This window comes from Streptomyces sp. MMG1533, assembly GCF_001279775.1.
Taxonomy (GTDB): Bacteria; Actinomycetota; Actinomycetes; order Streptomycetales; family Streptomycetaceae; genus Streptomyces.
In genome coordinates, this window is record NZ_LGDG01000017.1 from 19,736 (window position 1) to 33,010 (window position 13,275).

A 13,275-nucleotide genomic window follows, 5' to 3' on the forward strand; every position below is an offset into this window, starting at 1 on the left:
GCCAAGGGTAGACGGGGGCTACAGATGCACGACCGGGCAGGTCAGGGTGCGCGTGATGCCGTCCACTTGCTGGACCTTCGCGACCACCATGCGACCGAGGTCGTCGACCGTGTCCGCTTGGGCGCGCACGATCACGTCGTACGGTCCTGTCACGTCCTCGGCCTGGATGACCCCAGGAATCTTGCTGATCGTTTCGGCGACGGTCGACGCTTTGCCGACCTCCGTCTGGATCAGGATGTACGCCTGTACCACGGAACCTCCAGGGCGGCCACGAGGATCATGTGGGGAAAAGGAACGCCACGGTATCGCGTCGCCGCTCGCCGCGGGGAGACCTGCGGGGACCAGGGCTTGCGCGCCGGGGTGCAGGCACGACAGAAGTTGACGGTCTCCTCGACCGTATCGAGGACACTGGTGACGCGCGACCGGGCACGGACAGGTACAGAAGGGGCGTAAGGGCAATGAAGGGCACTGTTGGTGAGCTCGGTGAGTTCGGGCTCATCAGGGAGCTCACCTCCCGTCTCACCACGACCCCGGCGGTCCGGGTCGGACCCGGCGACGACGCCGCGGTGGTGGCCGCTCCCGACCGCAGGGTCGTGGCGAGCACCGACATCCTCCTCGAGGGACGGCACTTCCGCCGCGACTGGTCCACGGCCTACGACGTGGGCCGCAAGGCAGCCGCGCAGAACCTCGCGGACATCGCCGCCATGGGCGCCGTACCGACCGCGCTGCTGCTCGGCCTGGTCGTCCCCGCCGAACTCCCGGTGACCTGGCCGGTCGAGCTGATGGACGGCCTGCGCGACGAGTGTCAGGTCGCGGGAGCGTCCGTGGTCGGCGGGGACGTCGTACGCGGCGACACGATCATGGTGTCGATCACCGCGCTCGGCGATCTGCGCAACAACGAACCCGTGACGCGAGGGGGCGCGCAGCCCGGCGACCTCGTGGCGGTGACCGGCTGGCTGGGCTGGTCCGCGGCCGGATTCGCCGTCCTCTCCCGCGGCTTCCGCTCGCCGCGCGCCTTCGTGGAGGCGCACCGGCGCCCGGAGCCGCCGTACCACGCGGGTCCGGCCGCCGCCGGGCTCGGCGCGACCGCGATGTGCGACGTCAGCGACGGGCTGATCGCCGACCTCGGGCACATCGCCGAGGCCAGCAAGGTCCGTATCGACGTCCGCTCCGGTGCGATCGACATCCCGTCCCAGATGAACGACATCGGGCAGGCGGTCGGCGTCGATCCCATGCAGTGGGTGCTCACCGGGGGAGAGGACCACGCGATCGTCGCGACCTTCCCGCCGGACGTGAAGCTGCCGGCCCGCTGGAAGGTCATCGGCGAGGTGCTCAACCCGTCGGCGCTGCCCCAGGTGACGGTCGACGGGGCGCCGTGGACCAAGAAGGGCGGCTGGGACCACTTCGGGGACATCGAGTCATGAGCGGACTGCCCCGTGTGCTCACGGTCGCGGGCTCCGACTCCGGTGGCGGCGCGGGAATTCAGGCAGACCTGAAGACGATGCTCGCGCTCGGCGTGCACGGCATGAGTGTCGTCACGGCGGTCACCGCGCAGAACTCCCTTGGTGTGCAGGGGGCTTGGGAGCTTCCTGTGGAGGCGGTACGGGCGCAGTACCGCAGCGTGGTCGACGACATCGGCGTCCAGGCGGTCAAGACCGGGATGCTCGCCTCGGCCGAACTCGTGGAGGCGGTGGCCGAGTTGATCGGGGAGACCGACGCCCCGGCCGTGGTCGATCCGGTCGGGGTCTCCAAGCACGGCGACCCGCTGCTCGCCGCGTCCGCGCTGGACTCCGTACGGACGAAGCTGCTGCCGGTCGCGACCGTGGCGACGCCGAACCTCGACGAGGTGGCACAACTCACGGGTGTGCATGTCGAGGCAGAGTCCCTGATGCGTGAGGCCGCCGCGGCCGTCCTGGAGTACGGACCTCGCTGGGTGCTCATCAAGGGCGGTCATCTGCCCGGTGACGCCGTGGACCTGCTCACCGACGGCTCCGAGGAACACTGGCTGCGCGCGCCGAGGTACGACAACCGGCACACGCACGGCACGGGCTGCACGCTCGCGTCGGCGATCGCGTCGCAGCTCGCGAAGGGGCAGGCCGTGCCGGAGGCGGTGAGGGCGGCCAAGGAGTACGTCACCGGGGCGATCGCGGCCGGGTTCGCGCTCGGCGGGGGGATCGGGCCCGTGGATCACGGGTGGCGCTTCAGGGCGGGCGGCGGCGCGTAGCCGGTCGGCCGAGTGGTGCGTAAACGCTTGCGCGAGCGTTTACGCGGGCGTCCGCCCGGCCGGGTGTGCATGGTCGTCGGCGGCGAGGGCGTCCGGCAGGTGCCGGGGCCGTCCGGGCGTGAGCATGCAAAAAGCCGGTCCACACCAGGTGGACCGGCTCTGAGCAGCGAACCAGCAGTGGCCGCGCGCTTAGCTGTGCGTCAGCGCGAGACCTTGCCGGCCTTGATGCACGAGGTGCAAGCGTTCACGCGCTTCGGCGTCCCGCCGACCACAGTACGTACACGCTGGATGTTCGGGTTCCAGCGGCGGGACGTACGGCGGTGCGAGTGCGAGATGTTGTTGCCGAAGCCCGGCCCCTTGCCGCAGACGTCGCAGTTGGCAGCCACGGGTCACTCCAAAGACTTCAGATGCACTTACGGTGGATCCCGGCATGCCGGGATCGAGATCGCAGGATCAGAGATCTGAGTGGCGGTGCCAGGGGGATGGCCCGATGTGGATCGGGCAACCGGAGCAGCATACAACGACTGCGCCAGCAGAACGAAACTACCATGGCTGCTCAGGACCTCGCTCCAGGCCCTCTTCCGGTGAACACCGCCCGGAGGTCTACGCTGCGTCCCACGTCCAGCAGCTCAAGGAGGCGCAGGTGGCGCAGGTGCCGCAGACATTCTTCGATGCTCTCGCGGTGCGCACCTGGTGCGGTCTCGCGCTCCGGGCGCTGGGACGTGCGCGCGAGGAGATCGACGCGATCAACGTCTATCCCGTCGCGGACGGGGACACCGGTACGAACCTGTATCTGACCGTCGAGTCGGCCGTCGCGGCCGTCGAGGCGGTGTTCGCGGGACACGAGGCAGACCTGCCGACCGGCGGGAAACCGGCGCTGGCCGACGCCGCGCGGGCGATGGCGCACGGGGCGCTCATAGGCGCGCGGGGCAACTCGGGGACGATCCTCGCGCAGCTGCTCCGCGGCATGGCCCAGGTGCTCGCGGCCGACGGTGAGACCGCTCACACCGACGGCCGGGGCCTGATGCTCGCCCTGCGGCACGCGGCCGACTCCGCCCGCCAGGCCGTGGCCCGTCCCGTCGAGGGCACGGTCCTCACCGTCGCCTCGGCCGCCGCCGACGCGGCCACCGGAGCCGAGGGCGATTGCGCGACGGTGGCCCGCGCGGCCTACGGGGGAGCCCGTGCCGCCCTCGCCGCGACCCCCGGGCAGCTGGCCGTCCTGGAGCGCACCGGGGTGGTCGACGCGGGCGGACTGGGGTTGGTGGCGGTTCTTGGGGCCCTGGTGGAGACGTTCACGGGGGAGGCGCAGGGGGTGGACCCGTCGGGTGCAGGTGCGGGGGTGCACGCGCGCGTGGAGCACGCGGAGGTACGCGACGACGGTGGGGTGTCCCGGGCGCGTGGGGAATCCGGTGCCGGTGGGGCGGACGGCGACGAGTCCGACGTGCGTGATCCGGATCCGGTACGCCCGCCCGGCCTCGACGACGGCGGCGCGCCGCGCGGGGCCGCGGGCCTCGACGACGACGGCGAGTGTGCGGACGGCGCCTCGGGCCACGGCGGGCCCGCCTTCGAGGTGATCTACCTCCTGGAGGCCGACGACGCGGCCGTCGCGCGGTTGCGGGAACGGCTCGACGCCCTCGGGGACTCGCTCGTCGTGGTCGGCGGCGACGGGCTGTGGAACGTCCATGTGCACGTCGACGACGCGGGCGCCGCCGTGGAGGCGGGCGTCGAGGCCGGGCGGCCGTACCGGATCCGGATCACGCACTTCGGACTCGGCGACGTCCACACCACCGGCGCCGAACGGCCGCCCCGGGAGCGCGCCCAGCGCGCCGTCGTGGCCGTCGTGCCCGGCGAGGGCCTGGCCGGGCTCTACACGGAGGCGGGCGCGACCACCGTACTCGCGCGCCCCGGGGAGCCGCCCGCGAGCGGAGAGCTCGTCGAGGCCGTACGGCGCGCCCACGCGCGCGAGGTGGTGCTGCTGCCCAACGACGCGGAACTGCGCCACACCGCGGCCGCGGCGGCCGAGCAGGCCCGCGCGGAGGGCATCCGCGTGGCGCTCATCCCGACGCGCTCCGCGGTCCAGGGCATCGCCGCGCTCGCCGTGCACGAACCGGACCGCCGCTTCGACGAGGACGTCGTGACCATGACCTCCGCGGCGGGTGCCACCCGGTACGCCGAGGTCGTCGTCGCGGAACGCCAGTCCTGGACCATGGCCGGCATCTGCCAGGCCGGTGACGTCCTCGGCCTCATCGAGGGCGACGTGGCCGTCATCGGGGCGGACGTCACGGTCACCGCCGAAACGGTCCTCGACCGCATGCTCGCGGCCGGCGGCGAACTGGTCACCCTCGTCCTGGGCGACGAGGCACCCGAGTTCGTCGCCGATCATCTCGAAGCGCGCGTCCGAGAGTCGTACCTGGCCGTCGACACGGTGGTGTACCGGGGCGGGCGACAGGGGGCCGTGCTTCTCATCGGGGTCGAGTAGGCCCTAGTCGGCCGGTTGCTCGTCCGCCTGTGCCGCCGCCTGTTCCTCCACGACCTGGAGCAGCTGCCGGGCCTCGGCCAGTCGCGCCTCGGCCACGTCGTCCTCGTCCCCGTCGGCGCCGTACGCCGCCAGTACCGCACGCGCGCGTGCGGCCGCCCGGGCGGGGCGGCTCAGGTCGGCCTCCAGCCAGCCCGCGGTGAGTTCGGCGCCGGTCCGGCTGTGCAGGGCGTCGGCCCCGAGGGAGGCGAACAGCACGATGGCCTCTGCCACTTGGGCCAGGGACTCCTCCAGCACCGCCCGGATCGAGTCGTCCTCGGCGTCCTCGGCCGCGGAACGGGCCAGCAGGTCGCCGAACTGACGGCGGGTGTGGCCCAGTTCGGCGACGAGCCGCTGCCGGGCGTCCTCGTCGGCCACGTCCGAGCCCAGCGCCGTCTCGCACTCCTGGACGGCGCTCGCCATCAGCTCCCGTGCCTCGTCGGGCCCCTCCTCGGGACGTAGCGCGAGCCACGCGCGGGCGCGCAGGGAGCGGACGAGGCCGTGGACGTTGCCGAGCGACCGCCAGAGATCGCCCGCGCGCGCGTACGCCCGGTCCGCGTCGGAATGCTGCCCCGCGTGACCGAGGGACTCGGCGGCGAGGTGGGCGAGCGTCGCGTGGTCGTGCTGCTCGGGCCAGTGCCGGGCGATCTCGGCTGCCTGGAGCCGCCGTTCGGCTGCCGCGCGGTGTTCGCCGAGCTCGCTCAGACAGTCGCCGAGCCACCACTGCGTCTGCACGATCGCGCCGTCGCCGTGCGTCTCGGCGTTCAGGTCGGGCAGCGCCGACTCCAGCACCTCCGCGGCCTCGGCCCACCGTCCCAGCCGCAGCAGGAACCCGCCGAGCTGCTGCCGGGCCCAGGCGCCGAGCGTCGGCCCCTCGCCGGCCTCGTCGGCCCAGTGCGCCGCCTCCAGGGCGTGCTCGGCCGCCTCCTCCGTCAGCCCTCTGCCGCCGACGACCTCGGCGAGCTGGAGGTGCAGCTGGGCCCGTCCGATCGCCTCCAGATGCGGACCACCGTGCTCCAGGGCCGCCCGCAGCGCCCGTTCCGTCTCGGCCAGGTCGCCGAGATGGTGTGCGAGCCCCGCCAGCCGGGCCTCGTACTCCACCGCGAACCAGGGCAGCCCCGCACCCACGAACGCCGCCGCGGCCCGCGCGAACAGCTCCGCGGCCACCTCCACGTCCCCACTGTGCGCCGCCAGCTCCGCGAGCATCGCCTGCGCCTCGGCGGCCCGCGAAGCAAGCCGTACGTCGTCCCCGGTGTGCCCGTCGACCAGCGCCAGCACTTCCCGCGCGGCCACCTCGGCATCGGCGAGAACCGAACCCACGGAGGACCTGCCGACCGGATCCACGCCCCGCCGGGGGCCGCCGGCCGGGACCGGCTCGTCCTGGGGGTCGCCGTCCGGGGTCGTGTCGTGGGGGTTGTCGCCGGGGGGTGTCTCGCCTTGGGGGTCGCCGTCCGGGCTGGTGCCCTGCGGGTTGACGCCTGGGAGTGTCTCGCCCTGGTGACCGCTGCCCGGGGGCGCCTCGCCCCGGGAGCCGTCGTCCGGGATCACGGCGGCCCGAGGGCCGTCGCCCGAGACCGTCTCGTCCCAGGGGCCATCGCCCCGCGCCGGCTCCCCTTGCGACTCGTCGGCCAGGCCCCTGTCGTCTCCCAGGGACTCGACGACCTCCTGCACCCGCCGCATCAGAATCCGCGCCCGCCCCATCAGCACCGACGCCGTCTGCCGTACGCCGGTGCCGCCCTCCGCATACAGCGCGAGGATCTCGTCGTACGGCTCGGCGACGGCCGTCAGCGCCTCGTCCACGTGGCCCATGAGGGCGCGGACGTAGGCCGCACGCGCGTGTGCCGCCAGGGCCTCTCCGGGGTCGCCCGCCTCCGCGTACAGCTCGGCGGCGTGCTCGAAGAGGCCGACGCCCTCGGGGCCCCGGTCCATCGCCTCGTGGTCGGCGATCTCCGCGCGGTCGCGGGCGTCCAGTTCGACGCCTTCCGCGGCCTGCGCGACGGCCGCCCACGCCTCGACGGCGTTCGGCTGCAGGGTGTCCGACAGCCGTCGCGCCTCGGCGAGCAGCGCGGCCAGATCGGGCGCCTGAGGGGTGACGGCCACCGGCGGCGCCACGGGATGCGACGAGACCGCACGCGCCGACCGCACGCCCAGCGGCAACCGCTCCACCAGCGGCCGCTGTGCCATACGCGCGCTCGCCCGCTCGCTGACGTGCCGCGTGCCGTTGCGCTCGTCGAAGCGGGCGGCCAGCGCGAGGGCCTGCCCGCGCGCGTGGGCGGCGAGTTCGCGCGCGCTCCACTCCCGGTCGGCCGGTCCGGGCACCCGCTGGTCGCCGAGCCCGAGCTCGGTCAGGCGGTCCATGAGCAGGGCCACCACGGCCATGAAGTCCAGCTTGCTGCGCGGATGCCCGTCGTCCGTGAAGTACGCCGGCCGCTCCGCGAGCAGCTCCAGGCCGCGCGCCTCGTTGCCGGACAGCGCGCAGAACTCGACGTGGTCCGCGTAGGCGCCGCGCATGCTCTCCATGGCGCGTACGAGCCGGAAGCCCCGCAGATGGTTGGCGCGCGCCTCGTCCCCGCGGCCCAGCCGCAGCAGCGGCACCAGGGAGGACGCGAGGACCGTGTGGGGCTCGTGGGCGCACGAGAACGCGCCCTCCAGAACCGGCGCCCACAGCTCCAGCGCCTCCCCGTCCCGCCCGCGCTCCGCCTGCCACCAGCCCTGCCCGTGCAGCTCGCAGGCGTGGCAGTCGGCCATGGCGTCCCGGTCGGCGGCCAGCCACGCGGCGTACGCCCGCTCGGCCCGCGCCACGTCCCCGATGTGCGCGGCCACACTGAACTCGGCGCCGCGCACGGCCCGTTCGGAGTGCCCGGCCAGCCGGTAGCGGTGCTCCATCTCGCCGAGCCACTTCTCGATGGAGGCCAGCGGGATGTGGGGCTGGTCGAGCATGCCGGCCGACATCCACTTGAAGACCCAGTGCAGCGAGTGCGTCTCGTACTCGTCGAAGTCCTCGGGCCGCTCGTCCCACATGCGCAGCAGCCGCGCGAAGGGGACGAACATCTTGGCCTTCTCGGAGCTGTAGTTGTAGACCTTCAGCTGGTGCCCGAGCGCCTCGATCACCGCGAGCGGGATGTTCAGCTTCTCCGCCTCGGCGAGCAGCTGCTCCGCGCGCGCGTTGCGGGCCGGTCCCTCCGGCTGCTCGGAGTTCTCCGCCATTGCCCGGCGCAGCTCGTCGAAGTCCGTGATCTCACTCATCAGTGACCGTCCTCGCCGTGGGTGGCCCATTCCAGGAGGCCGATGAACGCCCGGTTCAGCAGCGCCGAGTCGGCGGGCCTGAGCGGCCGCTGCGCCATCAGCAGCGCCTGTCCGTACAGGGACTCGGTGGCGGTGCCGATCAGCTCGGGGTCGCGCAGGGAACTGATCCGCCGGATCAGCGGGTTGAGGTGGTTGAGCACCAGCCGCGCGCGCGGGGCGCTGCCCCGCAGCGAGCCGAGGATGCCCGCCCACAGGTCGTCGGCCTGGTCCTCGGCCTCCGCCCGGGCCTGCTCGTGCCGCGCGGCCCGGTCGTCCAGGTGCAGCGCGGGCACGGAGAGCGGATGGAAGGCGCGCAGGACGACATCACAGCCCAGGGGGTCGAGTTTGGCCCGTGCGGCCGCCAGGAAGCCCGCCAGGGCCAGCTCCTCGGCCGGATCGACCGCGTCCAGATGCGCGGTCACGGTGTCGGCGTCCAGCTCCGCGACCACCGTCCCCGGCCGTACCGACGGCAGCGCCTCGATCAGCTCACTGTCGTACGTGTAGCCGCCGTTGATCACTCCGACGCCCTGCGCGGACGCGATCGGCGCGACCTGCCGGTACTCCTCGACGCTCCGCGTGAAGTGCACCACCGGGTGCCGCTGCGCGAACTCCTCCAGGGACAGCCGCCCGTCGGTCGTCTCGAAGGGCAGCCACGGCAGCATCGTGCGCAGCATCTCCCGGTCGTGCCGCGCCAGCGACTTCACGCCCAGGTGGTGCACCGACAGGAACGCGTCCAGCCGCTCCGGATCACCGGCCGCCAGGCCCGTCAGCCAGGACCGGATCCTTTCGCCCAGCGCCTCCCGTACGGCGGCCAGCGTCTCGTCCTCGTACAGCGACTCGCGCGAGGCCGTGGGCCGCAGGCTGTCCGTGTCCAGGACGCAGCGCACGAAGAACGCCCAGTCCGGCAGGAGCTGTTCGCCCCGCTCGGTCAGCAGCATGCCCTTCAGATGCACGCGGTGAGTCGCCCGCTGGGCCGGACTGACCGCCGACGGCAGGACGTACGCCATCCCGCGGATCCCGGCGAGCGGTACGTCCAGCTCGATCGAGTCCAGCGGAGTGAACCCGAACAGGTCGTAGCAGTGCCGCGCCAGGGCCACCCTTCGGGTGGCGGGGCTCGGATACGTGCGGTCCCAGGGCGCGGGCAGGTCGGTGACCGCCTCGTCGCCCACCCGCACGTCGTACGGCAGCAACGAGCCGAAGTCCCGCGCCAGCGCGAGGACACGCTCCTCGGAGAGCCACTCCCCGGCACCGGCCCGCGCCACCAGGTGCACCGTGGTGCCCGGTTCCGGACGGGCCTCGTCCGGCAGCGTCCGCACGGTGTACGAACCGTCGTCGCTCGCCGTCCACTCCACGGGCGCCGCATCGGGCGTACGCGCACTGCGGCTGACCACCCGGATCCGCCCGGCGACCACGAAACAGGCGAGCAGGCCGATGCCGAACTGCCCGAGGAAGTCGGAGCGGGCCTCCTGCAGTCCGTCGGCGCGCTTGGAGCTGCGCCCGATGGTGGCGAGGAGGGTGTGCACGTCCGCCTCGGTGAGCCCGACCCCGGAGTCCTCGACACGCAGGGACCCGCCCTCGGCGTACAGCCGCACGCGCGCCGGAGCGTCGGGCTGCTCGGCCCGCCGGGCGGTGATCGCGTCCACCGCGTTCTGCAGCAGCTCGCGAAGATAGACCTTGGGGCTGGAGTAGAGGTGATGGGAGAGCAGGTCCACGAGACCGCGCAGGTCGACCTGGAACGTATGGGGTGACTGGGGTGCCGGGGAAGGCTGTGAGGTCTGGGAGTCCATCGTCGCTGCGCCGGTGGGGGGTCGGGCGACGGCGCGGGGTCGGGCGGTCCCGTGTGAGGCGGTGACCGCGGGGATGGCCTAGGGCGCGCCATCCTAAGCCCCAACCAGCCGTCTGACCAGGGGTTTCCCGAGACGTATACGGCATTGTCAGTGCCGTGGTGTGCAATGGATCTCGTGCCCGCACTGGAAGAACCACTAGAACAACCATTGAAGGCAGTGCTCGGCCCCGCCACCGCGAAGGTGATGGCCGAGCACCTCGGCCTGCACACCGTCGGCGACCTCCTGCACCACTACCCGCGCAGATACGAGGAGCGGGGCCAGCTCACCCACCTCGCCGACCTCCCCATGGACGAGCACGTCACCGTGGTCGCCCAGGTCGCCGACGCCCGCCTGCACACCTTCGCTTCGGCCAAGGCCCCGCGCGGCAAGGGCCAGCGCCTCGAGGTGACCATCACGGACGGCAGCGGCCGACTCCAACTGGTCTTCTTCGGCAACGGCGTTCACAAGCCCCACAAGGAACTCCTGCCGGGCACACGCGCGCTGTTCGCGGGCAAGGTCTCCGTCTTCAACCGCCGCCTCCAACTCGCACACCCGGCGTACGAATTGCTCCGAGGCGACAGCGAGGAGGCCGTCGACACCTGGGCCGGCGCCCTCATCCCGATCTACCCGGCCACCGCCAAACTGGAGTCCTGGAAGATCGGCAAGGCGCTCCAGACGGTCCTGCCGAGCGCCCAGGAAGCCCTCGACCCCCTCCCGGACTCGCTGCGCGAGGGCCGTGGACTGGTCTCCCTGCCCGAGGCCCTCCTCAAGATCCACCGCCCCCACACCAAGGCCGACATCGACGACGCCCGCTCCCGCCTCAAGTGGGACGAGGCCTTCGTCCTCCAGGTCGCCCTCGCCCGCCGCCGCCATGCCGACGCCCTGCTCCCCGCGGTCCCCCGCAAACCCGCCCCCGAAGGCCTCCTCACGGCCTTCGACGCCCGCCTCCCCTTCACCCTCACCGACGGCCAGCAGAAGGTCTCCAGGGAGATCTTCGACGACCTGGCGACGGACCATCCGATGCACCGGCTGCTCCAGGGCGAGGTCGGCTCGGGCAAGGCACAGCCGCTTGACTCACTCGTGCTGACCCCTGCCGGTTTTCGCCGCATGGGGGACTTGAGGGTGAGGGACGAGGTTGTCGTGCCGGACGGGGAGATCGCACTGATCGACGGTGTCTTCCCGCAAGGAGAGCGAGAGGTCTGGCGCCTGGTCCTGTCCGACGGAAGCTCTGTCGAGTGCGACGACGAGCATCTCTGGATCGTCGGCACGAGTTGTGGTTGGCACCGGGGGCAGGCTCCCAAGGTCATGACGACTCGGGAGATCCGGCTGGACACCTTCGAAGCCGACGGCTCTTCGAAGTGGTATCTCCCAGCGGCTGTCCCGGTTGATCTCGGAGATGACTCGGGGCCGCCCCTCGATCCGTACCTGTGCGGTCTCCTCTTGGGGGACGGATCATTCCGGCACGACCTGCGCCTGGCGACCGTCGACGACGAGATCCGTGACGCTGCGGCGACAGCCGTGGCGCCCGACTGCCGGCTGGTCCCCGTGAAGGGGTCCCGTCGTGACCATACGATTCAGCCGGCACATCGGGCGGGAGGTGTGCTCAATCCTGTGATTCAAACCCTGCGTGAGCTCAACCTGTGGGGTGTGACATCGCACGGGAAATTCGTTCCCGACGAGTTCAAGAACACGTCGATCAAGAACCGTCTCGCGCTGCTGCAAGGCCTTCTGGATACAGACGGCACCGTCGGCAAGGATGGCTTGAGCATCTCGCTCTGTTCAGCCTCGCGCAGGCTCGCCGAGGACGTTGCCTGGCTGGTCCGCTCGCTCGGCGGTAGGGCCCGCGTCCTTCCGGAAAAGGCCGCCTTCAACGTCTCGGTGGCTCTTCCCGAGGAGTACGCACCGTTCCGGCTCACGCGGAAGGCCGAGCGGGTGCGTTTGCGCCCCGAGCACAACACCTTCCGAAGAGGGATCCGTGCTGTGGAGCACGTGGGGCGAAAACCCGTTCAGTGCATCAGCGTCGCTCACCCGAGTCATGCATACGTCACGGACAACTTCACGGTCACCCACAACACGATGGTGGCTCTCCGCGCCATGCTCGCCACAGTCGACGCGGGCGGCCAGGCCGCCATGTTGGCCCCCACCGAGGTGCTGGCCCAGCAGCATCACCGGTCGGTCGTCGAGATGATGGGGGAGTTGGCCGAGGGCGGGATGCTGGGCGGCGCCGAGCGGGCCACCAAGGTGGTGCTGCTCACCGGGTCCATGGGCGCGGCCGCCCGCCGCCAGGCCCTGCTCGATCTCGTCACCGGCGAGGCCGGCATCGTGATCGGCACGCATGCGCTGATCGAGGACAAGGTGCAGTTCCACGACCTCGGCCTGGTCGTGGTCGACGAACAGCACCGGTTCGGCGTGGAGCAGCGCGATGCCCTGCGCGGCAAGGGCAAGCAGCCGCCCCACCTGCTCGTCATGACCGCCACGCCCATTCCGCGCACGGTCGCCATGACCGTCTTCGGCGACCTGGAGACCTCGGTCCTCGACCAGCTCCCGGCCGGGCGCTCACCCATCGCCAGCCATGTCGTCCCGGCCGCCGACAAGCCGCACTTCCTGGCCCGGGCCTGGGAGCGCGTGCGCGAGGAGGTCGAGAACGGCCACCAGGCGTACGTCGTCTGCCCCCGCATCGGGGACGAGGAGGACGACCCCAAGAAGGCCGGCAAGAAGAAGTCCCCCGAGGACGAGGCCGAGAAGCGCCCGCCCCTCGCCGTCCTCGAAGTCGCCGACCAGCTCGCCAAGGGACCCCTCGGCGGCCTCAAGGTCGAGGTTCTGCACGGCCGTATGCCCCCCGACGACAAGGACGCCGTCATGCGCCGCTTCGCCGCCGGGGAGACCGACGTCCTGGTCGCCACCACGGTCATCGAGGTCGGGGTCAACGTGCCCAACGCCACCGCGATGGTGATCATGGACGCCGACCGCTTCGGCGTCTCCCAGCTGCACCAGCTGCGCGGCCGCGTCGGCCGTGGCTCGGCGGCCGGCCTGTGCCTCCTGGTCAGCGAGATGCCGGAGGCGAGCGCGGCCCGCCAGCGGCTGAACGCCGTGGCCGCCACCCTCGACGGCTTCGAGCTCTCCCGCATCGACCTCGAACAGCGCCGTGAGGGTGACGTCCTCGGCCAGGCCCAGTCCGGCACCCGCTCCAGCCTGCGGATGCTCGCCGTCATCGAGGACGAGGAGATCATCGCCGAGGCCCGCGAGGAGGCCACCACCCTCGTCACCGCCGACCCGGACCTCACCAGCCTCCCGGGCCTGCGCACGGCCCTGGACGCCCTGCTGGACGAGGAGAGGGAGCAGTACCTCGACAAGGGGTGACCCGGCGCGCACAGCTCTCGGGCTGAGAGACTGGAACCCCACCAAGCTCCACCGACGTACGGACA

At 72.1% G+C, this 13,275-nt stretch carries 8 protein-coding genes; 4 read left to right on the forward strand and 4 right to left on the reverse strand.

Going from position 1 to position 13,275, the window contains the following annotated elements; all coding sequences use genetic code 11:
- Nucleotides 1-18: 18 nt before the first annotated feature.
- Complete coding sequence (locus tag ADK57_RS04210; RefSeq protein WP_003997603.1) at nt 19-252, reverse strand: Lrp/AsnC family transcriptional regulator; 234 nt, start codon at nt 250-252, stop codon at nt 19-21.
- A 206-nt stretch (nt 253-458) separates the two neighbouring features.
- On the opposite strand from ADK57_RS04210, the gene ADK57_RS04215 reads away from it, so the two are divergent.
- Both ADK57_RS04215 and thiD read left to right on the forward strand, forming a co-directional pair.
- The gene (locus ADK57_RS04215) at nt 459-1,424 is read left to right on the forward strand and encodes a thiamine-phosphate kinase (protein ID WP_053747967.1); all 966 of its coding nucleotides are present in this window, start codon (nt 459-461) and stop codon (nt 1,422-1,424) included.
- Complete coding sequence (thiD, locus tag ADK57_RS04220) at nt 1,421-2,224, forward strand: bifunctional hydroxymethylpyrimidine kinase/phosphomethylpyrimidine kinase (RefSeq protein WP_053747968.1); 804 nt, start codon at nt 1,421-1,423, stop codon at nt 2,222-2,224. Before ADK57_RS04215 ends, thiD begins: the two co-directional genes overlap by 4 nt.
- Before the next feature lie 200 nt (nt 2,225-2,424).
- Here thiD and rpmB read toward each other — a convergent pair whose 3' ends face one another.
- Entirely contained in the window at nt 2,425-2,610 is a 186-nt protein-coding gene (gene rpmB / locus ADK57_RS04225) for a 50S ribosomal protein L28 (protein ID WP_003993230.1), read from the reverse strand.
- A gap of 257 nt (nt 2,611-2,867) precedes the next feature.
- Here rpmB and ADK57_RS04230 point away from each other — a divergent pair, with 257 nt between their 5' ends.
- Nucleotides 2,868-4,703, forward strand: a complete 1,836-nt coding sequence (locus ADK57_RS04230; protein ID WP_053747969.1) for a DAK2 domain-containing protein — start codon at nt 2,868-2,870, stop codon at nt 4,701-4,703.
- 3 nt (nt 4,704-4,706) lie between these two features.
- Here the strand turns inward: ADK57_RS04230 and ADK57_RS04235 are convergent, their stop codons facing one another.
- Nucleotides 4,707-7,985, reverse strand: a complete 3,279-nt coding sequence (locus tag ADK57_RS04235) for a proline-rich domain-containing protein (protein ID WP_053747970.1) — start codon at nt 7,983-7,985, stop codon at nt 4,707-4,709.
- Complete coding sequence (locus tag ADK57_RS04240) at nt 7,985-9,811, reverse strand: HSP90 family protein (RefSeq protein WP_078972939.1); 1,827 nt, start codon at nt 9,809-9,811, stop codon at nt 7,985-7,987. Before ADK57_RS04240 ends, ADK57_RS04235 begins: the two co-directional genes overlap by 1 nt.
- Before the next feature lie 165 nt (nt 9,812-9,976).
- On the opposite strand from ADK57_RS04240, the gene ADK57_RS04245 reads away from it, so the two are divergent.
- A complete protein-coding gene (locus tag ADK57_RS04245; RefSeq protein WP_053747972.1) occupies nt 9,977-13,210 on the forward strand; it encodes a helicase-related protein in 3,234 nt (1,077 codons plus the stop codon).
- Nucleotides 13,211-13,275 lie beyond the last annotated feature (65 nt).